Raw genomic sequence first — 24,377 nt, 5'->3', positions numbered from 1 at the left:
GCGGAGGCACGCCAGCGCGGCCGCCGAGCGTACGATCACAACCGGCCGACCGATTCGTCGCGGTTCCACCGTCGTGTGGTGGCAGGGGGGCGAGGCCGCCCGGATGCAGAAGGGACGAGGACGCATGACCAGGTACCTCATCTCGTTCCCCGGCGAAGCGATGCGCGTCGCACCCGAGGAGCTTCCCGCCGTGTCGGATGCCGCTCACGCTGTCGTCAGGGACGCCAGGGAGGCAGGCGTGCTCCTGTTCACCGGCGGACTGGACGACGACGTCGCACCGGTGCGGGTGACTGCGGACGGCGCCGTCACCGAAGGCGGATATCCGCAGAACGCACTGCTCAGCGGAGGGTTCACCGTGATCGACGTTCCCACACGTGAGGACGCCGTCGAGTGGGCATCGCGCATCGCCGAGGCCTGCCGCTGCGAGCAGGAGCTGAGAGAGTTCCAGTTCGACCCGCTGGTCTGACGACGGCTATCGCGGTGGTTCGAGGTGCAGCCAGTAGAAGCTCTGCGTTCCCAGCGTCAGGGTGAACCTGCCGTCGTCGGCGACGGTCGGGAACCTGTTGCCGCCGAAGAGGTCGTAGAGCTCGTAGCCTGCGAGCTCCGGCGCGTCCAGGGTCACCGAGATCGGGTTGTGCGAGAACGAGAAGACGCACAGCACGTCCTCCGGCTGATCGCCGAACACGGCGCCGCTTCCGCGGTAGGAGCGGACGAAGGCGAGCACCGAGGAGTGATCGGTCTGCAGCACCCTGAGCGATCCGAGACCGAACACGGGATGGGCCTTGCGCACGTAGATCACGTTGCGCACCCAGTGCAGCAGTGATCGCGACTGCGCCAGCTGGGCCTCGACGTTCACCTGATTGAAGTGGTAGACGAGCGACTGAACAACGGGGAGAAAGAGCTTGCCCGGGTCGGCGGTGGAGAAGCCCGCGTTGCGGTCCGGCGTCCATTGCATGGGCGTTCTGGACGAGTCCCGGTCGGGCAGCCAGATGTTGTCGCCCATGCCGATCTCATCGCCGTAGTACAGAAACGGGCTGCCCGGCAGCGAGAACAGCAGGGCGTGCGCCAGCTCGAGCTCGGCGCGCGAGTTGTCCAGGAGCGGGGCGAGCCGGCGGCGGATGCCGACATTGGCGCGCATCCTCGGGTCGTAGGCATACCAGCCGTACATGGCCTGCCGGTACTCCTCGCTCACCATTTCGAGCGTGAGCTCGTCGTGATTGCGCAGGAACACTGCCCAGCCGGCGGCATCCGGGATGTCGGTGGTCTCCGACAGCACACGCACCAGCTCGTCGGCATGCTGCGAGCGCAGCGAGTAGAAGATGCGGGGCATGACGGGGAAGTCGAACGCCATGTGGCACTCCGGCTCCTCCTCGCTGCCGAAGAAGGCGGCGACCTCGCGCGGCCACTGGTTCGCCTCGGCGATCATGACTCGGCCCGGATAGTCTCTGTCGAGCATCGCCCGCAGGCGCTTGATGAACTCGTGGGTCGGCGGCTCGCCCTCTCCGTTGCCCTCGTCGGACTCGTAGAGGTAGGGGATGGCATCCAGCCGGAACCCATCGACGCCCATGTCGAGCCAGAACCGCACGATGTCGAAGACGGCCTCGTGCACCTGCGGGTTGTTGTAGTTGAGGTCAGGCTGGTGCGAGAAGAACCTGTGGAAGAAGAACTGGCGGCGCTCGGAGTCGAACGCCCAGTTCGACTCCTCCGTGTCGGTGAAGATGATCCGGATGTCCGGCCACTTCTCGTCCGTGTCGCTCCACACGTAGTAGTCGCCGTACGGCCCGTCCGGGTCGCTCCTGGACGCCTGGAACCACTCGTGCTGGTCGCTCGTGTGGTTCAGCGGGAGGTCGATGACGATGCGCATGTTGCGCTCGTGTGCCTTGGTGACCAGATCCTGGAACTCGTCGAGCGTGCCGAACTCCGGCATGATCGATCGGTAGTCGGACACGTCGTAGCCGCCGTCGCGCAGCGGCGAGACGAAGAACGGTGGCAGCCAGAGCGCGTCGACGCCCAGCCACTGCAGGTAGTCCAGCTTGGAGATCAGGCCCTGGATGTCGCCCGTGCCGTCGCCGTTGCTGTCCACGAACGAGCGGATCATCACCTCGTAGAACACGGCTCGTCGGTACCACTGCGGATCGAGCGTGAGCCCGGGCAGCTGGATCGGGGCGGTGAAGGTCACGTACGGTCCTCCTGCGACTGCAGCGTGCTTGATGGTTCGATGAACCAGGTCGTGGCGCGCGCGGCGCTCCTGCTCGAATTCGCCGTCCGGAACGTGCTGGTCGCCCGCGGACGCTCGATCAAGTCTAGGGTGCCTCGTGAGGCGTCGTCCGGCGTGGATGCCGGGCGGCCCGGCGCTCAGGGACGCCGTCCGCCGTCCGCCTACACTGGGCCTGATGCCCCATCGACACGCGCAGACGGCGCCAGCCGCAGCACGACCCCGTGAGCGCTCCGCGCTGGTCGACGGCTCACGCACGGCGTTCTGGGAATACGGCGATCAGGATGCCGACACGACGATCGTGCTCGTGCACGGCTTCCGCGGCGACCACCACGGTCTCGAGCCCATCGCCGCGCGGCTCGCGGAGTTCCGCGTGATCGTGCCGGATCTGCCCGGGTTCGGCGCCTCTGAGCCGTTGCGCGGCGAGCACGACATCGACGCGTACGCGCACTGGCTGAACGCTTTCGTGTCGGGGCTCGCGCTCGGGGGACCATTCGTTCTGCTCGGCCACTCGTTCGGCTCGATCGTCGTCTCGGCCATGCTGGCGAGCCGGGCCGGTGGCGAGGATGGACGACGGCCCGGGCTCGTCGTGCTGATCAATCCGATCGGCGCCCCTGCGCTCAAGGGGCCGAGGGCCGTGTTCACGCGGCTGGCGATCTTCTACTACTGGCTGGCCGCTGTGCTTCCCGAGTCGCTCGGGTTCGCGCTCCTGCGCAACCGGATGATCGTTCGCGTCATGAGCGAGGCGATGGCGAAGACGAGGGACAGGCCGTTGCGACGCTGGATCAACGACCAGCACGCCAGGTACTTCAGCGCGTTCGCGAACCGGGCGGTCGTGCTCGAGGCGTTCCGTGCATCCGTGAGCCACGACGTGTCGGAATACGCCGCGCGGATCCCCGCGCCGATTCTGCTGATCGCTGCCGACCGCGACGACATCACCCCGCTTCCCGCGCAGCGCAGGCTCGAGGCGCTCTTCCCGGATGCCCGCCTCCACGTCGTAGAGGGCGTCGGGCACCTCGTGCACTACGAGGCTCCCGACATCGCGGCCGACGAGGTGCGCGGCTTCGTCTCCGAGCGTGGGCACGGCCGCCCTGCATCCGGTGGCGAGCGGGCATGAGGATCGTGTTCGACTGCCGGTACACGCGCATCGGCAGGCACGACGGCATCAGCCGGTACACGGCATCGCTGGTGACCGAGCTCGGGCGGCTGCACGACGTCACGATGCTCGTCAGCGATCGCGCCCAGCTGGACATGCTGCCCGAGCTGCCGTGGTCGCTCGTGTCGTCACCGACTAGCGCGAGGGAACCGCTCGTGGCACGTCAGGTGAACCGGCTGCGGCCCGACGTCGTCTTCACCCCGATGCAGACCATGGGCTCGCTGGGGCGGCGCTACCGACTGGTCAAGACCGTGCACGACCTCATCTACTACCGCAATCGCACGCCGCCTCGCGATCTTCCCGCATTCGTGCGCGGTCTGTGGCGGCTCTACCACCTCGCGTGGTGGCCGCAGCGCGCGCTCCTCAACCGGGCCGACGCCGTCGTCGCGGTCTCGCACACGACGGCCGCCCTCATCGCCGAGCACCGCCTGACCAGCAGACCTGTTCACGTCGTGCCGAACGCCCCCGTCGTGCCCGAGGGCCTGACCGTCGGTGCACGCACGGCTCCGGCGAAGAAGACCCTCGTCTACATGGGCTCGTTCATGCCGTACAAGAACGTGGAGACACTGGCACAGGCGACCGAGCTGCTGCCCGGATACGAGCTGCACCTGATGAGCCGGGTGACGGATGCCCAGCGCGAACGGCTGGTCGCCGCAGCACCCGGCGCAGCGCTCGTCTTCCACGACGGCGCCAGCGACGAGGAGTACTTCTCGACCCTGCTGGAGGCGACCGCGCTCGTGACCTCCTCGCTCGACGAAGGGTTCGGCATCCCCGTCGTGGAGGCGATGAGCGTCGGGACGCCGGTCGTCGTCAGCGACATCCCGATCTTCCGGGAGATCGGCGGGGATGCCGCGCTGTACGCGGATGCACGCGACCCTGCCGGCTTCGCGGCGGCAGTGCGCAGCCTGGAGGCGCCGGGGGAGTGGGGCGAGCGCTCACGGGTGGGCATCCAGCAGGCCGGGCGTTACACCTGGGCCGGATCCGCCGCAGCGCTGCTGGACGTGCTGCGCGAGGTGGTGGGCAAAGCGGATGCGGCACCTGCCGCATCGTGAGCTTGCGCAGCAGGAGCCGACACCACGTCGAGCGTGAGCAGCTCCGGGTCGTGCGACGGCACGTTGAACTCGCGCAGGTGCAGCACCTCTCCGGCGTGCGTGAAGTGGCTCAGTGACAGATTGAGGATCGGCTCTCCTGCTGCTGGCAGGGCGTTGTCGCTGACGCGCCTCACGATGGAGCTGATCACGGCACCGTGCGTGACCACGATGACCGCTTCGCCGCGATGGCGCCTTGCGATCTCCTCGAGCACCGGAAGCGCGCGCTCGACCACGGCGTCCCTGGTCTCCTGGCCGGGGATGCCGTCGGGGAACGACGCCGCGATCTCGGGTCCCGTCATGCCCTCTGCCGGTCCGAAGGAGCGCTCGCGAAGGTCGTCGTACACGACGGGCGACGGCGCGCCGATGGCCTCAGCGATCATGCGCGCCGTCTGAAGCGCGCGCGACTGCGGGCTGGAATAGACCGCCACGTAGCCGCACCCGGCGAGGCCCTGGCCCGCTGCACGTGCCTGGGCGATTCCGAGGTCGTTGAGCGGAACATCCGTCGAGCCCTGGATGCGCAGCTCACGGTTCCAGTCCGTCTCGCCGTGCCGCACGAGCGTGAGCACCGTCTCGTCCTGGCGTCTGTGGGTCGCGTTCCCGGAGGCGCGGGCGGAGCCCGGCGTCACGGAATCAGCGCGTCGGCCAGCGCGACGAGGGTTTCAGAGGTGCCGGCATCCACTTTCAGGGTCGCTCGCGTGTCGCCCTTCGTCTCGCCTCTGTTGATCACCACGATCGGCAGCTTACGGCGACGTGCGTGCTCGACGAGCCGGATGCCCGAGTTCACGGCGAGCGATGAGCCGGCGACGAGAAGGGCATCGGCGCCGTCGACGAGCTCACGTGCTGCCTCGAACCTGAGCGGCGGGACGAACTCGCCGAAGAACACCACGTCGGGCTTGAGCGGGCCTCCGCACACGCTGCACACCGGGATCTCGAAGGAGTCGACGTCGTTCACCTCTGCATCGCCGTCGGGAGCGATCGTCACGGCCTCGGGCAGCGTCAGCCAGGGATTGAGTTCGTCGATCTGCGCAGCGATGTCTTCCCTGGCGAACATCTGCCCGCAGCGCAGGCACACGACACGGTCCATCGAGCCGTGCAGCGGCACCACTCTGCGCGATCCTGCGCGCGTGTGCAGGCCGTCCACGTTCTGGGTGATCACGCCGGGTATGACGCCGGCCCACTCCAGCCTGGCGAGCGCGAAGTGTCCGGCATTCGGTTCGGCAGCACGGAACCGCGCGTACCCCAGATGGCTGCCGGCCCAGTAGCGCTTGCGCGAGCGCTGGTCGCCGAGGAACTGAGCGAACGACATCGGCGTCCGCCGCGGAGCACCCTCGCCCCGGTAGTCCGGAATGCCGGAGTCCGTCGAGATGCCCGCCCCGGTCAGCACGGCGACTGTGCGGTCTGAGAGGATGTCGATGGCGGAGTCGATCGTCGCATCCGCCGTCACCGCTGTACTCACTGAAGCTCCCTCATCACCGTCAGTGTAAACACCGCAGTTTTCCGAATTGTTTCCCCGGCCTGGACGTCATGCGCCTCATTCCCATCGACAACGTCGACCTGCCAGAGCTCGCCGACTACTCCCGGCTCACCGACGTGGCACTGCGCAGAGCGCTGGAGCCGGCGGGCGGCCTCTACCTCGCCGAGTCCACCAAGGTGATCACCCGTGCGCTGGCGGCGGGACACGTCCCCCGCTCCGTGCTGCTGAACGAACGCTGGCTGCCCGATCTCGAGCCACTGCTGACCGGCCACCCCGATCTTCCGGTGTACGTGGGCTCGGAGGAGACGCTGCAGCGCCTGACGGGATTCCATCTGCACCGTGGGGCTCTTGCGGCAATGCACCGTCCGGCACTGCCGCCGCTGGAGGAGGTGCTCGCCGGCGCCCGCCGGGTCGTCGTGCTCGAGGACATCGTCGACCACACCAACGTGGGAGCGGCCTTCCGGGCCGTCGCCGGTCTGGGCGCCGACGCCGTGCTCGTGTCGCCGCGATGCGCCGATCCGCTCTACCGGCGCAGTGTGCGGGTGAGCATGGGCACGGTGCTCCAGGTGCCGTGGACGCGCATCGGGGAGTGGCAGGATGCCGCACCGCGGCTGCGCGACGCCGGCTTCCACCTCGCGGCCCTGGCCCTCGCCGACGGCGCCGTGGCCCTCGAGGAGTTCGCTGCAGACCCACCGCCGAGAGTCGCCATCGTGATGGGAGCGGAGGGCGACGGCCTGAGCCGGCGAGCGCTCGCGTCGGCCGACACGATCGTGACCATCCCGATGTCGCACAGCGTCGACTCGCTCAACGTCGCATCCGCCGCGGCCGTCGCCCTGTACGCGTTGCGCGCGCCGGCGGTCGCGGCCGGCCAGACCTCTCAGCGGCGGCCGCCATCGGGCGACGCATAGCGGGCGGCTCTAGCATGGCAGCCGTGTCCCACCGCCCACCATCCGTCGGAGAACGTCGCGAGCCGAGCAGCGGCGACGGTGATCCGTTCGGCTTGGCCGCCTTGCAGGCCGCGGAGCCGGCACCCCCGGCATCCGGCGGAAGCAGGGCGGAATCGGCCTACCGACGTCGCTTCCGCCGGCCCCGGATCGCCCTGTTCACGGCACTCGGGGTCGCCGCGGCGATGATCGCGTACGTCGTGCTGGCCGCCGTCGCGCCGTTGCCCGCCGCGGCGGATGCTGCGCCGGCATCCACCGTCATCCGACCGGCAGCCGTGCAGCCGGCGTTCCCGTCGTGGGGGAGCTCGGCCGTCGGGCTCGTCGGCCGGAACGGCCTGCTCGTCGAGAACGGCAGCATGCAGAGCGCGCCGATCGCGAGCATGACCAAGACGATCACGGCGCTCGTGCTGCTGGACAAGCATCCGATCCCGAAGGGCAGCGAGGGGCCGACCATCACGTTCACGGATGCCGACGTGGACATCCTGCACCAGGTGTGGGCGGAGGACGGCTCCTGGGCACCGGTGCAGGCGGGGGAGCAGCTGACCGAGAAGCAGGCCATCACGGCCATGCTCCTGCCCAGCGCGAACAACTACGCCATCTCGCTCGCCATCTGGGGGTTCGGCTCGGTGGACGCCTTCCTCGGCTACGCCAACTCATGGCTGAGCTCGCACGGCTTAACAGGCACGCACGTCACCGACCCGTCCGGGCTCGACCCGGGCAGCGTGAGCAGCCCCAGCGATCTCGTCGGCATCGGCAAGCTCGTGATCGCCGATCCCGTTCTCGCCGGGATCGTCGACACGCCGACCGCGGACCTGCCAGGGGCGGGAACCGTGAAGAACAGCAACCAGCTGCTCGGACACGACGGCATCGACGGCATCAAGACCGGGTGGACCGATCAGGCGGGTCACTGCCTACTGTTCGCCGCGTCCGTCACCGTGCACGGGCATCCGCTCGAGCTCGTCGGCGTCGTGACGGGAGCCCCCGACTACACGAACCTGTGGTCGGATGTGCCCGTGCTACTGAAGAGCGTCGAAGACGGATTCCACGAGGTCACCGTGGGAGCGTCGAAGACGAGTTACGGCACGTACCGGAGCGTGTGGGGCGACACGGCCACGCTCAGGAGCGAGAGGGCCGGCGGCATCTTCGTGTTCTCCGACGCACCGATCAGGATCACCGTGCGCTCGTCCTCGGTGCGCGTCGCGCGGCCCGGGGATGACGTCGGCACGGTCAGCTTCTCCGGTGCCGGGCAGAGCTTCAGCAGCACACTCACCGTCTCGAGGGCGGTCGAGGATCCAGGTCTGGGCTGGCGCCTGACGCACCCGCAGTTGTTGTTCCTGTAGCTCGGCGCACGGCCCTGGCTACATCGCCGCCTCTTCGTCGCCCGGCACCGTGACCGGCGCCGGCTCGGGACGTTTCGGCAGCACGTTGTCGCCGCTGGAGACGCGTTTGATGCGGCGGACGATCCACGGCACGAAGTACTCCTTCGCCCACGACAGGTCATCGGCCCGTGCCTCTCGCCAGGAACGCTCGGGCAACGGCTCGGGCTCCATCGGCTGGAGGTCGTGCGGCACGTGCAGGGTGTCCAGCACCATGCGGGCAACCGTGTGGTGGCCCAGCGGATTCATGTGGAGACGGTCGGCCGACCACAAGCGCTGGTCCTGAACGTCTTTCAGCGCCCACTGGTCGGCCACGACGCATCCGTGCCGCTCCGCGATCGCCCGCACGTTCTCGTTGTAGATGGCGACCTTGCCGCGGATGGGCCGGAACACGGGGGAGAAGCCCACGTCGACACCTGTGAATACGACGATGGTCGCCCCGGTCGCACCGAGCCTGACGATGATGGCATCCAGCAGCTCGCCGATCCGGTCGGGATCGCTGCCCGGACGGATGACGTCGTTGCCGCCCGCGGAGATCGTGATGAGGTCGGGCTTCAGCGCAACGGCGTCCTCGACCTGTTCCCGCGCGATCTGGCGGATGAGCTTTCCCCGCACGGCCAGGTTGGCGTACGCGAAGTCGTCGGTGCCGCGCGCCAGCACCTCAGCGACGCGGTCGGCCCACCCTCTGTGCCCGCCCGGCGCATGCTGGTCGGGATCGCCGATCCCTTCCGTGAACGAGTCGCCGAGTGCGACGTACCGATGGAAGGGATGCAGCGGTTCCGTCATGCTCTCCATTCTGCTCCGCCCTCTGTCCCGCCCGGCCGTCCCGCCCCGGCTGCTCCGCCCGTTTGGCCCGCCATTCTGCTCCGCCCCTCTGTCCCGCCCGCTCGGGAAGGCACCGGCGTTCAGCGCTGTCGCAGGCGTTGGGTAGCGTTAAGCGAAGTGAGCCTTCCGAACCCCGCCCCCGTCCCGGCCGACGACCGACAGCCGAACGAGGCCGCGCATCCCGTCGGAACCTGGGCGATCGAACATCTCTCGCCGTCGTTCCCCGCCAGAGCGCCGTGGGGCACGGCCAGCAAGCTCAGGGCCTGGCAGGCGGAAGCGCTCGAGGCGTACTTCCGGTACGAGCCGCGCGACTTCCTCGCCGCTGCCACGCCTGGTGCAGGGAAGACCACGTTCGCGCTCCGGCTCGCCGTCGAGCTGCTGAAGCGCCGCACCGTCGAGCGCGTGACCATCGTGGCGCCGACGGAGCACCTGAAGAGGCAGTGGGCGGAGGCGGCGGCGCGCGTCGGCATCCCGATCGATCCTGCGTTCAAGAACGCGCACGGCAGGTACGCGTCGCACTATCGCGGCATCGCCGTCACGTACGCGCAGGTGGCGGTCAATGCAGCGCTGCACCGCGACATCACCCTGGACCGGCGCACCCTGGTCATCCTCGACGAGGTGCACCACGGAGGGGATGCCCTGAGCTGGGGCGACGCCATCCGGGAGTCCTTCGAGCGAGCCGAGCGCCGGCTGTCGCTGACCGGAACGCCCTTTCGCAGCGACACGTCGCCGATCCCGTTCGTGACGTACCTGCAGAACAGGGAGGGCATCCGCACCTCCCGCACGGACTACAACTACGGCTACGGCCGGGCGCTCTCCGACGGCGTCGTGCGTCCGGTCCTGTTCATGGTCTACGCGGGCCACATGCGCTGGCGCACCAAGACCGGCGACCAGATGGAGGCCAGGCTCGGCGAGGGCAACACGAAGGACATCACCGCCCAGGCGTGGCGAACGGCGCTCGACCCGAAGGGGGAGTGGATCCCGCAGGTGCTGCATGCCGCGGATCGCCGGCTGAGCGAAGTGCGGCAGCAGGTTCCGGATGCCGGCGGTCTCGTGATCGCCACCGACCAGGTCGCCGCGCGCGCGTACGCGGCCATCCTGGAGGGCATCAGCGGCGAGAAAGTCACCGTGGTGCTCTCGGACGAGAAGGAGTCCAGCGAGCGCATCGAGGAGTTCTCGCAGGGTTCCTCCCGCTGGATGGTCGCGGTGCGCATGGTCTCCGAAGGCGTCGACGTCCCCCGGCTCGCCGTTGGCGTGTATGCCACAAGCGCGGCCACGCCGTTGTTCTTCGCGCAGGCGATCGGCCGTTTCGTACGCGCCAGACGCCGGGGCGAGACGGCGACGGTCTTCCTGCCCGACGTGCCCGTGCTCGTGGCTCTCGCTCACCAGCTGGAACTCGAGCGCGACCACGCTCTCGACCGGGTGTCCTCCGAAGGAGAGGGAGACCTCTGGAACCCGGAGGATGCCCTCGTCGTCGCGTCCGAGCGCGCGGACAAGGCATCCGATTCGCTGCAGCAGGAGTTCGCGTTCGAGGCGCTCGACTCGCATGCCGCGTTCGATCGTGTGCTGTACGACGGCACGGAGTTCGGCGGATACGCGGAGCCCGGCAGCGAGGAGGAGTGGGACTTCATCGGCATCCCCGGCCTCCTCGAGCCGGAACAGGTGCACGACCTGCTGCGCACGCGCCAGGCACGTCAGGCGAAGCGTGCTGCCAACCACAAGCCGGCGTCGTCCGATCCGCCAACGGCGCCCGCCCCGGTCTATCGCACGCTCAAGGAGCAGCGCAGTCTTCTCAACAGCCTGGTCGGCCTGTATGCCAAGAACAGCGGCGAGCCGCACGGGCTCATCCACGCCGAACTGCGCAGGCTGTGCGGCGGCCCCGCCGTGGCGCAGGCGAGCGTGACCCAGCTTCAGGCGCGCATCGACCTCTTACGCAAACGACTCGGACACCGCTGAGCTCGAGCGCGGCGCAGCCGGGCCCGCGTGCTCGTGCACCACATCGAGGGCACGCATGAGGTCGTCGGTGAGGTCGTCGACGTGTTCCAGTCCGATCGAGAGCCGCACCACGCCCGCGTTCGGCTTGGCGTGCTGTTCGACGGGGCGGTGGGTGAGCGATGCTGGATGCTGCACGAGCGAGTCGACTCCGCCGAGCGACACCGCGTGCGTGACGAGCCGGCACGCCTCGGTGAAGCGCACAGCCTTGTCGTAGTCGCCCAGATCGAGCGAGATGAGCGACCCCGGGCCCGCCAGCTGGCTGCCCAGCAGCCGCGACGGATCCTGTCCGGGCAGCCCCGGATACAGCACGCGGTGCACGGCGGGATGGGTCGTGAGCCGCCGCGCGAGCTCGGATGCCGTCTCCTGCTGGGCCCGCACGCGGATCGGCAGGGTGCGAAGTCCACGGTGCAGCAGGTAGGCGGCGAACGGGTGCAGGAGAGCTCCGGTGAGCGCGCGCAACTGGCGCAGCCTGCGCGCCCACTCCTCGTCCGTCGCGACGACGCCGCCCATCACATCGCCGTGTCCGCCCAGGTACTTGGTGGCGCTGTGCAGCACGAGCCGGGCACCGTGGTCGGCGGGACGCTGCAGAACGGGGGAGGCGAACGTGTTGTCGACGAGCACCGGCACCGCGCCGGCCTGAGACACGACGTCGGCGATGTCGACGAGTTCGAGCGTGGGATTGGCCGGCGTCTCCAGCACGACGAGCCCGGTGTCCGGCCGGATGGCGGATGCGATGTCGTGCGGAGTCGCCCACGTGACCTTGGTGCCCAGCAGACCGCTGGCGAGCACGTGATCGGTGCCGCCATAGAGCGGCCGCACGCCCACGATGTGCGGCGTTCCAGCGTTGACGGCGGCCATGAGGCAGGCCGAGAGCGCGGCCATCCCCGTGGCGAACGCCACGGACTCCTTCGTGCCCTCCAGCTCGGCGAGGGCGATCTCGAAGCGGGCGACACCCGGCTGCCACAGTCGCTGGTAGACGGCGGAATCGCCCCCGCCCAGTCGGCCGCCGGTGGCCAGGTTCTCGTACGAGTCGCCACCGGATTCGACGCCGCTCAACGGGTTGGTCGTGGAGAGGTCGATGGGCGGCACGTGCGATCCCGTGTCGCTGAGCCCCGCCATCCCCGCGTGCACGGCGATGGTCTCGAGGTGTGCTTCCGGCGCTCGCCGGCGCGCCGGTGACGAGGAAGAGGAGGACGACGTTGTCATGCATTCAGATCAGCAGATACCGCGATGAGAGGGAAGTTATGATGCACATGCTTCGATGAGGAGCGACTCTCATCGCACGACCTTCCGCAGAAACGGATGCCACCATGCCGTCCTCGAAGATTCCCGAGCTCGACGACCTCGACCGCCGGCTCGTGCTCGCCCTGTCGAGCAACTCGCGGATCACCGGCGCCGCGCTGGCAACGCAGCTGGGCGTCGCAGAATCGACCGTCTCGCTCCGCCTGAAGAGCCTTCAGCGCAGGGGAGTGATCGCGGGATACCGGCTGGATGTCGACCTCGTGGCGGCGGGCATTCCGCTGCAGGCTCTGATCGCCGTGCGCCTCGTGAAGCACTCGCGTGCACAGATCGACGCGTTCCGGGCAGCGGCGCCGCACTGGCCGGGAGTGCTGAGACTGTTCCACACGGCGGGAGCCGACGACTACCTGCTGCACGTCGCCGCTCGCGACGCGGGGGAGCTGCGGGACTTCGTCCTCGAATACCTGACGGGCGACCCGGCGGTCTCGCACACGCAGACGAGCCTCATCTTCGAGAACGCCACGGCCGACGGCTGGCAAGAACTGCTGAGGTGATCACCTCCGGCCGAGTGGCTCGAAGGCCGCGTGGGTCAGGCTGCTGGGCTCGAAGGCTGCAGGGCTGAAGGCTGGGCCGGCTCGGCCGAGAATGCGAGACGGAACGGCACGAGGCCGCCCCGGTCATCCGGAGCGGCCTCGTCGTCTCGAGCGTCTCAGTCGTTGTGAGAGAAGGCGTCCTTCACCTTTTCTCCGGCCTGCTTGAGGTTCGCCTTGGTCTGATCGAACTGTCCCTGTGACTTGAGCTCGTCGTCGCCGGTGGCATCGCCCACGGCTTCCTTGCCCTTGCCCCAGAGCTCGTCCTTCTTGTTCTCGATCTTGTCGTCGTCGCCCATGGGCTCCTCCTTCGTGTGGTCGGATGAGGCAGGACACGACGCTACGGAGGCGCACGAGAGCCGGACAAGGGCTTGACAGCGAAAGCGCCGCTGCGCGCGGCGTGGATGAGGATGCCTTCGTCCGCCGTCGCGCACGTACGACTTGCCCGGGGTGGGTGGCTCAGTGCGACGATATGCTGCTCAAGGAGACGTGATGCTCGGGAGGTTGTCGTGGGTGCTCTCTTGTACGGCGGATCCGACATCGAGGTGAAGTTCGAGGACCGCGTTCTCGCACACCTTCAGGTGGTGATCGGCGCGAAGCTGCGTCGACGCGAGGGATTCTTCTTCACGTGGCGTGACGACATCTCCGTCGGTGACGGCCGCAGCGCGGTCTGGATCGACCCGTCCATCCCGCTGTACTTCAGGTACTCGGGCAGCAAGTCGCCCGTGATCAACCGGGAGTGGATCGAGCTGCTCACCATGTCGGCGAACAGCACCCAGGGCCTGCATCTGATGGACGAGCCTCCCGGCCCGAACAGCGCGGGCGCCCCCGGCAAGTCGAGGGACAACAGCGTCAAGCCCGGCTGAGCCACGCGCCGGGGTTCCGATCGTTACGCTGCGATCGAATGCGGCTGCGCTCGAATCCGGCTCCGCTCGGATCCGGCCGTGCGCCTACTGGAAGTTCCTCGAGGTGGTGCGGGCCTTCAGCGGCAGGTTCTCGAACCGGTCGGCGACGATGTTCACGATCCCCTCCTCTGAGCGCTCCAGGATGCCCCGCACCACCATGGCGGGCGCCTCGCGCGCGACCCTTCGATAACGTCCCCACACGCCGACGCTGCAGATCACATTGAGCAGCCCGGTCTCGTCCTCGAGGTTGAGGAACGTGATGCCGCTGGCCGTTGCCGGGCGCTGTCTGTGGGTCACGACTCCTGCCACCTCGATCCGCCTTCCGGTCTCCGCCGTCAGCAGCTCGTCGATCGAGTGGATGCCGCGGGCCGTCAGGGCCTGCCGCACATGACGCATCGGATGGTCTCCTGGCGAGATTCCCGTCGACCACAGGTCGTACACGGTCTGCTCCGCCTCCGAGAGCATCGGAAGCAGCGGAGGCTGCACGAAGACCGCTGTGGACGGCAGATATCCTCTGCGCTCCCTGGATGCCGGTCCGGCCGTCCACAACGCCTGCCTGCGGGTGAGCCCGAGAGACTCGAACGCTCCCGCCGCCGAGAGCGCCTCGAGCTGGGGCGCGGTCAGACCGACCCGCCTGGCGAGGTCGTGCATGCTGGTGAACGCTCCTCCGCTCTCACGCTCCTCAACGATGCGCTGGGCGTGCTTCTCGCCGATCGTGTTCACGCCCGCCAGGCCGAACCGCACGGCGAGCGCGCCATCCCTGCGGTGGGCGGCGGAGACATCGGGGGCATCCCTGTCGAACCGCCCCGGAATCGGCGGCTGCTTCGCCTCGAGGCATTCCGCCATGCCGCTCGGAGAGACGGAGCCGCCAAAGGCGGCCGGCTCGAGGTCGACGGGCTCGAGGTCGGGGTGCACGCCGGAGCGCAGGATGTCGACGTGCCGCACGACGACGCCGTGACGCACGGCATCCTGGGTCAGCGTCTGCGGCGAGTAGAACCCCATCGGCTGCGCCTTGATGAGGGAGGCGAGGAAGGCCGCCGGATAGTGCAGCTTGAGCCACGAGCTGGCGTACACGATGAGCGCGAAGCTCAGCGCGTGGCTCTCGGCGAAGCCGAAGTCGGCGAACGCCTCGATCTTGGCCCAGATGCCCTGCGCCTCGTCGTCGGACAACCCTCGCCTGGCCATGCCTTGGAACACCTTGTCGCGCAGCGACTCGATCTTCTCGATGCCGCGCTTGGATCCCATGGCGCGGCGCAGCAGGTCGGCATCCTCTCCCGTGCAGTCTCCGATCGCCATCGCCATCTGCATCACCTGCTCCTGGAACAGCGGGATGCCCAGCGTGCGCTCCAACACCGGCTTCAGGTCGGGATGCGCATACGTCACGTCCTCCCTCCCGGCTCGCCTGCGGATGTACGGGTGAACGGCGCCGCCCTGGATCGGCCCTGGCCGGATGAGCGCCACCTCGATCACGAGGTCGTAGAACTCTCGGGGGAGAAGGCGAGGGAGCGTGCCGAGCTGGGCGCGGCTCTCCACCTGGAACACGCCGATGGCATCCGCCCTGCACAGCATGTCGTACACGGCGGGCTCCTCCTTCGGGAGGGTCGCGAGCGTCCACGACTCGCCGAGGTGCTGCTCGACCATGTCGAACATGTACTGCACGGCGGCGAGCATGCCGAGCCCGAGCAGATCGAACTTGACCAGGCCCATCCACTCGCAGTCGTTCTTGTCCCACTGCAGCACGGTGCGGTTCTCCATGCGGGCGTGCTCGATGGCGCACACCTCGCCGATCGGCCGGTCGGTGAGCACCATGCCGCCGGAGTGGATGCCCAGGTGCCGTGGGGCGCGCAGCAGCTGCTCGGAGAGCGCGACGACGGCATCCGGGATGTCGTGGTCGCCCGTGAACACCTCGGGGCCGTATCTCTCAACCTGCTTGGACCAGGCATCCTGCTGGCCTGTCGAATGCCCGAGCGCCTTGGCCATGTCGCGCACCGCGTTCTTCGGCCGGTAGCTGACCACGTTCGCCACCTGCGCGGCGTTGCGCCTGCCGTACTTCTCGAACACGTACTGGATGACCTCTTCGCGTCGTCTGGCGTCGAAGTCCACGTCGATGTCCGGCTCCTCCGGCCGCATGCTGGAGAGGAAGCGCTCGAACGGCAGCCGGTACTGGATCGAGTCGACGGCCGTGATGCTCAGCGCGTAGCAGACCGCGGAGTTCGCCGCCGAACCGCGTCCCTGGCACAGGATGCCCCGGCTGCGGGCGAACTGCACGATGTCGTGCACGATGAGGAAATAACCGGGGAAGTCCTTCTCCTCGATCACCTTGAGCTCCTGCTCCATGCGCGCCGCGACGACCTCGGCACTCGCGTGCGGATAGCTCGGCGGATACTTCTCCGCGACGCCGGCGGCGACGAGCTCGCGCAGATGGCTCATCGGCGTGCTGCCTTCCGGGACCTCCTGCTTCGGCAAGCGGGGCTTGGCCGACCTCAGCGCGAAGGCGTGGCTCTCCGCGATCTCGACGGTGTGCTCGATCGCGCCAGGGTAGCGGGAGAACAGTCTGGCCATCTCGGCTCCCGAGCGCAGGCGGGAGGTCGCTGCCGCAGGCAGCCAGCCGTCCAGTTCGTCCAGGCTGCGCCTGGCGCGCACAGCGGCCATGGCGGTCGCGAGAGGCCTTTCCGCTCGTGTGGCGTAGTGCACGAGGCCCGTGGCGACACAGGCCAGCCCTTTGCTCTGTGCCAGCGTGTAGAGCGCATCGTTGTGCACGGTGTCGAGCGGCGATCCCGTGTCGAACAGCTCGACGACCACGTGCTCTGCCCCGAACAGCTCGATGAGCTCGTCCAGGGCGCTGGATGCCGCATCGTGGTTCGGCTCTGCTGCCGCGCCACCGGCACCTGCGCGCCCGGCGCCGGCGCCCCCGCTGCCGGTCAGCGCCTGCCGCACGGCGCCCTTGCGGCATCCGGTGAGCACCGTCCAATACCCTCCCGCCTGTTCGGCGAGCCTGCGGAGGTCGTAGACGGGGCGTCCCTTCTCCGCATCAGGATGCAGCTGGGCATCCGTGATCGCCCCTGCAAGCCGGTGGTACCCCTCCTCGCCTCTGGCCAGGACGAGCAGATGCGACCCTTCCGGATCCGCCTCCCCGTTCTGCGGTCTGCCGAGGCCGAGCGAGAGCTCGGCTCCGAACACCGTCTTCACCGCCGAGTGCGTCTCCGCAGCCTCCGCCAGCCGCACGACGCCGTACAACCCGTCGTGGTCGGTCAGTGCGAGCCCGCTCAGGCGCAGCCGCGCCGCCTGCTCGATGAGTCGCTCCGGCTCGCTCGCGCCGTCGAGAAAGCTGAAGTTGGAGTGCGCATGCAGCTCCGCGTACGGCACGTAGGGACCGTCGACGGGCACGATGGGCTCACCGCGATAGCTGCGCCGCTTGGTGCTGCGGGCGGGGGAGTCGAGTGCGGCCAGGCTGCCCTCCGGCGGTCTCCGCCCCGACAGCGTGCGTTCCAGCTCCGACCACGGGATCGGCGGGTTCTTCCAGCCCATGTCTCAGCGCACCCCCTCTCTCCGCTTCGCCTGAGCCGCCGCGGGTGCGCCGGGCGTCGGGACCGTCGTCGAGCGCTCAGTCATAGCGGGCCTCGAGCATCCATTCGCCGTTCTCGAGCAGCACGAGCCACGCACCGCCCGATTCGTCGACCAGTTGCAGACGATGAACGCTGCGTGCGGCGTCCGGATCCCACCAGCGCTCCTCGACCGGCCACGGACCTGCCCATGCCGTCACCCGCGCGAGAGCGCGGCCAGGGGCGGGGGAGAAGCGTTCGGGGTGCATCGTGAGGCCGCCTGACTCCTCCACGTCGACGGTCGCTCCGGATGCGGCGACCACGGCGCACCGCACGGGCGGCGAGTAGACGGTGGCGGGCAGAGGAGGCGGGAGGGAGCCCGGCCAGGGCTTCGCTGCCGCTGCGCTCACGACATCCGGGATCCGGTCGCCCCAGGGAACCAGCGTCGTGCGATCGGCGAGCATGCGACCGCCGCCGATCGCCGCCGTCCCGACGCCGTCGTGCCCCAGCATGCTCTGCACTCGCGAGAGCGCATGGTGCACGCGCTCGTCCGGTCCGCCGCCGAACAGCCCCTCCTCGTGGTGGCCGACGGCGTCGACGGCCTCCGGCGACACCGTCACCTGCACGACGGGGGAGTCGAGCCCGGCATCGGCGCCGGCGCCCTGCAGCTGCCATCTCACCCGGTCGACGACATCGGATGCCGTGAACCATCTCGGATGCAACCAGGTGCGCTCGCTGACCGCCCCCGACTCGGCCCGCACCAGCACGGTGATCGCGGTGGCGACGAGCTTGGCCGCCGTCAGGGACTCCACGAAGTCGTCTGCCGTGCGCCTGAATGCGAACGTGAGCTCGTCCACCCGCTCCAGTCCGGGCTCGAACTCGATCGAGCGCTCCAGAACGGCCTGCGGGGCGCGCGGCACCACGGCGGCGCGCTCGGCTCCGCTCGCCAGCGCGTGGGTGCGCACGCCGAGCTCCCCGAACCGGTCTTCGAGTTCGAGCGGGCTCAGCCGCGCCACATCGCCCAGTGTGTCCAGGCTCAACCGGTGCAGCAGCGTTGCGTACTCGCCGTCGCCGAGCACGTCGACCGGCAGCGGCGCGAGGAAGGCGGCAGAGCATCCGGGTTCCACGATCAGCGTGCGACCGTCGGCACTCGCTGATCGAGCGGCCTGCTCGGCTGCGAACGGGCCGTCCGCGATCCCGATCCTGGCATCGGGGGAGCCGTGCTGCGCCGCGACCTCCAGCAGCTGCTCGGCTGCGGCGGCCTCGCCACCGTAGAACCGCGCGGGACCCCTCGCCCGCAGCGCGCACAGGCCCGGCCGCACGGGCTGCACCCCGGGAACCGCCTGCTCGATCGCCGTCAGCAGCGGATCGAACTCCCTCTGGTCGACCGCCGCGTCGTAACGCAGAACCGTGAGAGTCGAGCAACGGGCCTGCGCCTCACGCACGCGCAGGCCGCGGCGGACCCCTTCACGACGGGCAGCGGCGGAGACGGCGAAGACGAGTCCCTTGTCGATGAGCGCGATCGGATGCCCGGGCTCGGCCAGTCCAGCGGCCACGGCGGCGCGCACCGGCCAGTCAGGGCACCACAGCACGATGCTGCGCCGGGCGGTCTGTCCCGTCTCGCGCGCCTCCGCCACTCAGACCACCGCCTTCAGCGCGGGGAACCCGGCAGGCGCCGATGCCGCCTCCAGCCGTCCGTCGGGTGTGACGAGCAGCCTGCCTCTGCGCTCCCGTCCCCACGACCTGCTCTCCACAGCAACGGTGAGCTCGCGGGTCGCCAGGTAGCCGTGACCTTCTCCCACACCGGTCCACCTGCTGGATGCCACGCCGAGCCGCGCATCCACTCGAGGCCATGCACCGCAGACGAGCAGCACGGCGCGACGTTGCCGCAGCCTCGCCGCCAGCCTGGCCGCCTCCGCCTCACCCACTCGGGAACCGGGAACGGCGACGACCACGCTCACAGCGTCGGCGAGCGCGGCGGTCACGCTGAACCAGTGGTCGCCGGGATGCGGCACCAGCACGAGGCGGTCGAGATCGATTCCGAGAAGCGCGGCAGCCTCCGCGCCGAACCCCGGCATGCCCACCACGGCACACCAGGCCCCTTCCGCGCTCGGACCGGCCAGCAGAGCCATGACGAGCGAGGTCGTCCCCACCGAGTAGACGCCTCCCGGTTGCAGGCCACCACCTGGCAGCAGAGGCGCCAGGGCGGGGTCGGTGCGCAGAACGCCGTCGTCCACCCTTGTGCTTTCCAGCTCGCCCATACGCGAGCGCAGGCTCAGCAGCCGCTCGAGGTCGGCCTTCGCCCGCTCGACGGCCGTGTCTTCCCCGTACACGGCAGGCCCAACGGCGGCGTCAGGAGGAAGAACCGGCCACACCGTCTTTTCCCGCGCAGCCTTGTCCCGCGCCGTCTTTTCCCGCACCGCCTTCACCTGCTGTGGCGGATGCACAGCCGGAGAGTCGGGAACGAGGAGCGTCACCCTTCCAGTTTCGAACGCATATTCGAAACTGTCAAACACCTGCGGCGTGTCGTTGACGGCTTCTTCTTCGACTTTACGCTATGTCGGCGGCATCGGGTAGCCTGCCCGGAACGGGTCCAGAATGGGCGCCGAACGGCCGAGCAGCGAGGCGTTCAGAGTACGCATCGCCACTGACATGCCGAGGAGGTTTCGCATGTGCGGACGGTTCGCCATGGACGACACGGTCAACGAACTCATCACCGAGTTCGTGCTCGCAACGGGCAAGGACCCTCAGGAGTGGACGCCGTCGTGGAACATCGCGCCCACCGATCCCATCCCCGTCCTGTTCGCCTCCCAGCGCGAGGAGGGGGTGGAGAACCGGTTCGAGATCGGTCACTGGTCCCTGGTCCCTCCGTTCTCCAAGACGCTCAAGTTGAACTACCCCACGTTCAACGCACGGGCAGAAGACATCACCACCAAGGCGCTGTGGCGCAAGCCGATCGCGTCGCACCGGGCGATCATCCCTGCGCTCGGCTACTTCGAGTGGCAGGGCGAGAAGGGTCACAAGACCCCCTACTTCATCCGCGATCCGCACGACGACGTGATCGGCATGGCTGGCATGTACAGCTGGTGGCGCGACCCGGAGAAGTCCGACGACGATCCGCAGAAGTGGCGGCTCACGGCCACGATCCTCACGTCGGATGCCGTGCAGACGCTCGCCGACATCCATGACCGCAACCCCGTCATCTTGCCGAGGGAGCTCTGGCAGCACTGGATCGACCCCACGATCGTCGGCGACCAGGCGCTCGTCGACGAAGCCGTGCGCGCGGGGGTCGCCGTGGCATCCGGTCTGGAGTACTACGAGGTTCCGCCCGTTCGCGACAACGGCCCGCAGCTCATCGAGCCCGTCGGCCGGCGCAACGTCCTGCCCGGACTCTGAATCGACGGCACAGGCTCCTGGCGTTGGCCGCCTGCGAGCGGTTCATGGAGCGAGTCAATGCCCCGTCACCGCTCGGACGCGAGGGTCTGCGTGCCGAGCACGATCGCCAGTGCGAGTCGCTCGGCGTCCTCGGTTCCCGGCTCGGCCGAGTAGATCATGATGCGCAGATCGTCGCCCGCGACGATGAACGTGTCGCAGTCCAGCCCGATGCGGCCGGCTTCCGGATGCTCCAGGAACTTGTGGCGCGAGCGCTCTTCGTGGGACGGGAGTTCCGCCGATGTCCAGAGCTCGCCGAACAGCGGGCTCCGCCTGCGCAGCTCGGCCACGAGCTTCTGCACCCTCGGATCGCCCGGATACTTCGCGGCCGTGAGGCGCAGGTCGGCCACGATCCCCGCCTGCTGGTCGGCGAGCTCCTCGGGGGAGAGCGTCGCGATCGGCCCCGGCCCCACGATGTTGCGCCACACCGCATTGCGTTCGATGCCTCGCCAGGCGGATGCGCCGCTCAGCGCGTCGTACGCCGCATTGGTGTCGATCAGGTTCCACAGCGCGTCGTAGACGGCGATCGGGTTTCCGGAGAGCCGGTCGAGCAGGCGCTGAACGCTCGGCGGGATGCGCGAGGGAACCAGTTCGCGTCCGGGAGCGGCCTGGCCCGCGAGGCGGAACAGCAGCTCGCGCTCCTGATCGGCGAGACGAAGCGCTCTCGCGAGCGCCTCGACGACCTGGGTCGACGGCGAGGTCGCCCTGCCCTGTTCCAGCCTGGTCAGGTAGTCCACCGAGATGCCCGCGAGCCCCGCGAGCTCCTCGCGACGAAGGCCGCGTGCCCGTCGTCGGCCGCCCACCGGCACTCCCACCGTCTCGGGCGCCACACGGTCCCGCCACCGTCGCACCGCGCGTCCGAACTCCACATCCGCCACCCCATCAGTCTGCGGCTCGCGCCCCAGCCTGTCCTGGCCCTGCCATTCCTACGACAAGCGGACGACTGCCTGTCCCGGTGCCCCGGCGCGAACCTCGGAACATGACAACAACACTCATCACCGGGGCCAACAAGGGCCTCGGCAAGGAAACCGCCCGACTCCTCATCCAGCGCGGGCACACGGTCTACGTCGGGGCGCGCGACGCGGAGCGGGGCAGAGCAGCGGCCGACGAGATCGGCGCCCGATTCGTGCAGCTGGATGTCACCGACGACGCATCCGTCGCCGCCGCCTTCCAGCAGATCGGGTCGGAAGGTGGGCTCGACGTGCTGGTGAACAACGCCGGAATCGCCAAGCGCACGGGCGACGGAGGCGGAGAGGCACTGGACGGCCCCAGCGTTCTCGAGGTGTTCGACACGAACGCGGTCGGCATCATCCGGGTCACGGAGGCCGCCTTGCCGCTGCTGCGGGAGTCGGACAACCCCGTCGTCGTCAACGTTTCCAGCGCACTCGGCTCGTTCTGGGCGACGCACGAACCGTCCAGGCCGGCGTCGAGCTACCCCTCGATCGCCTACGGATCGAGCAAGGCCGCCGTATCCATGATCACGGTGCAGTACGCGAAGACGGTGCCCGAAGTGAAGTTCATCGCGGTGGAGCCAGGCATCACCGCCACCGAACTGGGCGGTGGAGGTCCGGAGAGCCATCCCGGCCGACCTGCCGCGGAGAGCGCGGAAGTCGTGGCGGCATGGGCGAGCGTCGGCAAGGACGGCCCGACGGGCACGTTCCAGGAGGATGCCGGAGAGCTCGGCTGGTGAGGTAGCCGACCGCCGTTTCACGGCGCTCGGAGCCTCCGGCGGTGGGGGCCCACCCCCGAAGATTTCAAGCGACACCCACGGCACAACGCAGAGAAGGCAGGCCCTTTCGGACCTGCCTTCTCTGCGTTGTGCGCGAGGGGGGACTTGAACCCCCACGCCCGATAAAGGGCACTAGCACCTCAAGCTAGCGCGTCTGCCTATTCCGCCACCCGCGCGCAGTTCGGAAGCTGACGATCAGCTGCCGACGTAAGACATTAGCACGATTCCGGAGGCCTCTCGGCCCGCAGCCGGACGCCGGCGCGCACGCTCCTGCGCGATGCATCACGGGTGCTCGTACGACGCCATCGATGCCGCCGCGGCACGGGCCGCGAGGTGGTGGCGAGCTCCCGTTCGACTGACAGAAATCGCGCACGGCTGAGATCAGGTCGGCGATTTCTGTCAGTGAAACGTAGGGCCGACCACCAGACGCACTGCGGCCGGTCAGAAGCACTGCGGGCGTGACGGGGCCGCCGGCGCCCCGATTGGTCGCCGTTCGCATCCGCCCGGTAGCGTTGCACCATGAGCAACCCGGGCGAGGCCACGACCAGCGCCGACGGAACGGGAGCCGAGCAGGGCATCGACGAGACGGCGCGCATCGCTCGGGACCTCATCCGCATCGACACCACGAACTGGGGCGAAGGGCGGGCGAAGGGCGAGACGGATGCCGCGGCGTACGTGAGCGAGCACCTCACCTCCCTGGGGCTCTCGCCTCGCACCTACGAGTCGCGTCCCGGTCGCACCACGGTCGTCGCGCGCGTCGAGGGCCGCGACAGGAGCAAGCCGGCTCTCGTCGTGCACGGCCATCTGGACGTCGTGCCCGCCGACCCCTCCGACTGGACGTTCGACCCGTTCGCGGGCGAGATCCACGACGGGCTCCTGTGGGGTCGCGGCGCCGTGGACATGAAGAACATGGACGCCATGATCCTCACCGCGCTGGGCGACATCCTGCGCGCGGGTGAGGCCCCGGAGCGCGATCTGGTCGTCGCGTTCTTCGCCGACGAGGAGGATGGCGGTCTGTTCGGGTCGCACTTCATGGTCGACGAGCATCCCGACGTCTTCGCGGGCGCCACCGAGGCGATCAGCGAAGTGGGCGGCTACTCCGTCGACGTCGCGGGCACGCGGGCCTACCTGTTGCAGACGGGGGAGAAGTCCCTCGTCTGGATCCGGCTCATCGCGCGAGGCAGAGCCGCACACGGCTCGAGGATGGTCAGCGACAACGCCGTCACGAAGCTCGCGAAGGCCGTCGTCGCCATCGGCGGCCACGAGTGGCCGGTGCGCCTCACCCAGACCACGAACGAGCTGGTAACGGAGCTCGCGCGGCTGCTCGACGTCGACCCTGTGGCGCTCGGACCGGATGAGGTCGTGCTGCGCAGCGGAACGGCATCCGGGTTCATCCGAGCCACACTGCGCACGACGAGCAACCCCACCCTGCTGAAGGCCGGATACAAGCACAACGTCGTGCCGGAGCGCGCGGAAGCGCTCGTCGACATCCGCACGCTCGCCGGCGAGGAGGACGACGTGCTGCTCGCCGTGCGGGAGCTGGTCGACGACGACGTGGACATCGAGATCGTCCACCGCGACATCGGCCTGGAGGCACCGTTCAGCGGACCGCTCGTCGACGCCATGACGGGCGCGCTGAAGGCCAACGATCCGGATGCCGTCGTGCTGCCCTATCTGCTCTCCGGCGGAACGGACAACAAGGCGCTCAGCCGCCTCGGCATCACCGGCTACGGTTTCGCGCCGCTCAGGCTGCCTGCCGACATCGACTTCCCGGCCATGTTCCACGGCGTCGACGAGCGCGTTCCCCTGGACGCGCTCGTGTTCGGCCGCACCGTCCTGCGCCACCTTCTGGCCACCTACTGAC

Annotated in this window: 21 protein-coding genes and 1 tRNA gene; 11 read left to right on the top strand and 11 right to left on the bottom strand. The window is 69.0% G+C overall.

The features are described from left to right. The first annotated feature begins 124 nt into the window (after nucleotides 1–124). On the top strand, nucleotides 125–466 hold the full coding sequence (locus VHB92_RS12340; RefSeq protein ID WP_325454055.1) for a transcription initiation protein: 342 nt from the start codon (nucleotides 125–127) through the stop codon (nucleotides 464–466). Between the two features lie 6 nt (nucleotides 467–472). Here the strand turns inward: VHB92_RS12340 and treS are convergent, their stop codons facing one another. Further along, entirely contained in the window at nucleotides 473–2,179 is a 1,707-nt protein-coding gene (gene treS, locus VHB92_RS12335) for a maltose alpha-D-glucosyltransferase (protein WP_325454054.1), read from the bottom strand. A 214-nt stretch (nucleotides 2,180–2,393) separates the two neighbouring features. On the opposite strand from treS, the gene VHB92_RS12330 reads away from it, so the two are divergent. Together VHB92_RS12330 and VHB92_RS12325 are read left to right on the top strand one after the other, a co-directional pair. After that, nucleotides 2,394–3,332, top strand: a complete 939-nt coding sequence (locus VHB92_RS12330; protein WP_325454053.1) for an alpha/beta hydrolase — start codon at nucleotides 2,394–2,396, stop codon at nucleotides 3,330–3,332. Next, nucleotides 3,329–4,423, top strand: coding sequence for a glycosyltransferase family 1 protein (locus tag VHB92_RS12325; protein WP_325454052.1), 1,095 nt, complete (start codon nucleotides 3,329–3,331; stop codon nucleotides 4,421–4,423). Before VHB92_RS12330 ends, VHB92_RS12325 begins: the two co-directional genes overlap by 4 nt. On the opposite strand, the gene VHB92_RS12320 is transcribed toward VHB92_RS12325, so the two are convergent. Together VHB92_RS12320 and VHB92_RS12315 are read right to left on the bottom strand one after the other, a co-directional pair. Then, the gene (locus VHB92_RS12320) at nucleotides 4,336–5,088 is read right to left on the bottom strand and encodes a histidine phosphatase family protein (RefSeq protein WP_325454051.1); all 753 of its coding nucleotides are present in this window, start codon (nucleotides 5,086–5,088) and stop codon (nucleotides 4,336–4,338) included. The genes VHB92_RS12325 and VHB92_RS12320 overlap by 88 nt on opposite strands. After that, nucleotides 5,085–5,918 carry a Sir2 family NAD-dependent protein deacetylase gene (locus VHB92_RS12315; protein ID WP_325454050.1) on the bottom strand — a complete coding sequence of 278 codons (834 nt, stop codon included), beginning with the start codon at nucleotides 5,916–5,918 and terminating at the stop codon, nucleotides 5,085–5,087. Before VHB92_RS12315 ends, VHB92_RS12320 begins: the two co-directional genes overlap by 4 nt. Nucleotides 5,919–5,986: 68 nt before the next feature. On the opposite strand from VHB92_RS12315, the gene VHB92_RS12310 reads away from it, so the two are divergent. Both VHB92_RS12310 and VHB92_RS12305 read left to right on the top strand, forming a co-directional pair. After that, nucleotides 5,987–6,844: an RNA methyltransferase gene (locus VHB92_RS12310; protein ID WP_325454049.1), complete on the top strand. Its 858-nt coding sequence runs from the start codon at nucleotides 5,987–5,989 to the stop codon at nucleotides 6,842–6,844. Nucleotides 6,845–6,867: 23 nt separating this feature from the next. Further along, nucleotides 6,868–8,220, top strand: a complete 1,353-nt coding sequence (locus VHB92_RS12305; protein ID WP_325454048.1) for a D-alanyl-D-alanine carboxypeptidase — start codon at nucleotides 6,868–6,870, stop codon at nucleotides 8,218–8,220. An 18-nt stretch (nucleotides 8,221–8,238) separates the two neighbouring features. Here the strand turns inward: VHB92_RS12305 and VHB92_RS12300 are convergent, their stop codons facing one another. Beyond that, the gene (locus tag VHB92_RS12300; protein WP_325454047.1) at nucleotides 8,239–9,042 is read right to left on the bottom strand and encodes an SGNH/GDSL hydrolase family protein; all 804 of its coding nucleotides are present in this window, start codon (nucleotides 9,040–9,042) and stop codon (nucleotides 8,239–8,241) included. A 237-nt stretch (nucleotides 9,043–9,279) separates the two neighbouring features. Here VHB92_RS12300 and VHB92_RS12295 point away from each other — a divergent pair, with 237 nt between their 5' ends. Continuing rightward, complete coding sequence (locus tag VHB92_RS12295; protein WP_325454076.1) at nucleotides 9,280–11,037, top strand: DEAD/DEAH box helicase; 1,758 nt, start codon at nucleotides 9,280–9,282, stop codon at nucleotides 11,035–11,037. Here VHB92_RS12295 and VHB92_RS12290 read toward each other — a convergent pair. Next, nucleotides 11,011–12,282 carry a trans-sulfuration enzyme family protein gene (locus VHB92_RS12290; protein ID WP_325454046.1) on the bottom strand — a complete coding sequence of 424 codons (1,272 nt, stop codon included), beginning with the start codon at nucleotides 12,280–12,282 and terminating at the stop codon, nucleotides 11,011–11,013. The two genes, VHB92_RS12295 and VHB92_RS12290, sit on opposite strands and share 27 nt — an antisense overlap. 104 nt (nucleotides 12,283–12,386) lie before the next feature. Between VHB92_RS12290 and VHB92_RS12285 the strand changes: the two genes are divergently transcribed. Further along, nucleotides 12,387–12,869: an Lrp/AsnC family transcriptional regulator gene (locus VHB92_RS12285; RefSeq protein ID WP_325454045.1), complete on the top strand. Its 483-nt coding sequence runs from the start codon at nucleotides 12,387–12,389 to the stop codon at nucleotides 12,867–12,869. 155 nt (nucleotides 12,870–13,024) lie between these two features. Here VHB92_RS12285 and VHB92_RS12280 read toward each other — a convergent pair whose 3' ends face one another. Then, on the bottom strand, nucleotides 13,025–13,204 hold the full coding sequence (locus VHB92_RS12280; protein ID WP_325454044.1) for a CsbD family protein: 180 nt from the start codon (nucleotides 13,202–13,204) through the stop codon (nucleotides 13,025–13,027). 210 nt (nucleotides 13,205–13,414) lie between these two features. Between VHB92_RS12280 and VHB92_RS12275 the strand changes: the two genes are divergently transcribed. Then, nucleotides 13,415–13,771: an ATP-dependent DNA ligase gene (locus VHB92_RS12275; RefSeq protein ID WP_325454043.1), complete on the top strand. Its 357-nt coding sequence runs from the start codon at nucleotides 13,415–13,417 to the stop codon at nucleotides 13,769–13,771. An 84-nt stretch (nucleotides 13,772–13,855) separates the two neighbouring features. Here the strand turns inward: VHB92_RS12275 and VHB92_RS12270 are convergent, their stop codons facing one another. The 3 genes from VHB92_RS12270 to VHB92_RS12260 all read right to left on the bottom strand — a co-directional run bounded on the left by VHB92_RS12270 (nucleotide 13,856) and on the right by VHB92_RS12260 (nucleotide 19,829). Beyond that, nucleotides 13,856–17,338, bottom strand: a complete 3,483-nt coding sequence (locus VHB92_RS12270; protein WP_325454042.1) for an error-prone DNA polymerase — start codon at nucleotides 17,336–17,338, stop codon at nucleotides 13,856–13,858. A 76-nt stretch (nucleotides 17,339–17,414) separates the two neighbouring features. Beyond that, nucleotides 17,415–18,989, bottom strand: a complete 1,575-nt coding sequence (locus VHB92_RS12265) for a DNA polymerase Y family protein (RefSeq protein WP_325454041.1) — start codon at nucleotides 18,987–18,989, stop codon at nucleotides 17,415–17,417. After that, nucleotides 18,990–19,829, bottom strand: a complete 840-nt coding sequence (locus VHB92_RS12260; protein ID WP_325454040.1) for a hypothetical protein — start codon at nucleotides 19,827–19,829, stop codon at nucleotides 18,990–18,992. It abuts the gene before it with no gap. 193 nt (nucleotides 19,830–20,022) lie between these two features. On the opposite strand from VHB92_RS12260, the gene VHB92_RS12255 reads away from it, so the two are divergent. Continuing rightward, nucleotides 20,023–20,748 carry an SOS response-associated peptidase gene (locus tag VHB92_RS12255; protein ID WP_325454039.1) on the top strand — a complete coding sequence of 242 codons (726 nt, stop codon included), beginning with the start codon at nucleotides 20,023–20,025 and terminating at the stop codon, nucleotides 20,746–20,748. A gap of 65 nt (nucleotides 20,749–20,813) precedes the next feature. On the opposite strand, the gene VHB92_RS12250 is transcribed toward VHB92_RS12255, so the two are convergent. Further along, nucleotides 20,814–21,662 (bottom strand): helix-turn-helix transcriptional regulator, encoded by an 849-nt coding sequence (locus VHB92_RS12250; protein ID WP_325454038.1) that lies wholly within the window; start codon nucleotides 21,660–21,662, stop codon nucleotides 20,814–20,816. A gap of 101 nt (nucleotides 21,663–21,763) precedes the next feature. On the opposite strand from VHB92_RS12250, the gene VHB92_RS12245 reads away from it, so the two are divergent. Further along, a complete protein-coding gene (locus tag VHB92_RS12245) occupies nucleotides 21,764–22,474 on the top strand; it encodes an SDR family NAD(P)-dependent oxidoreductase (protein ID WP_325454037.1) in 711 nt (236 codons plus the stop codon). A gap of 129 nt (nucleotides 22,475–22,603) precedes the next feature. Here the strand turns inward: VHB92_RS12245 and VHB92_RS12240 are convergent. Further along, nucleotides 22,604–22,689: transfer RNA gene (locus VHB92_RS12240), tRNA-Leu, on the bottom strand. 343 nt (nucleotides 22,690–23,032) lie between these two features. On the opposite strand from VHB92_RS12240, the gene VHB92_RS12235 reads away from it, so the two are divergent. After that, on the top strand, nucleotides 23,033–24,376 hold the full coding sequence (locus VHB92_RS12235; protein ID WP_325454036.1) for a M20/M25/M40 family metallo-hydrolase: 1,344 nt from the start codon (nucleotides 23,033–23,035) through the stop codon (nucleotides 24,374–24,376). Nucleotide 24,377: the final 1 nt, after the last annotated feature.

It is taken from the genome of Humibacter sp., from assembly GCF_035547335.1.
Classification (GTDB): Bacteria; Actinomycetota; Actinomycetes; order Actinomycetales; family Microbacteriaceae; genus Humibacter.
Note: the sequence above shows the minus strand (reverse complement) of the source record. Positions and strands in the feature narration are given on the sequence as shown.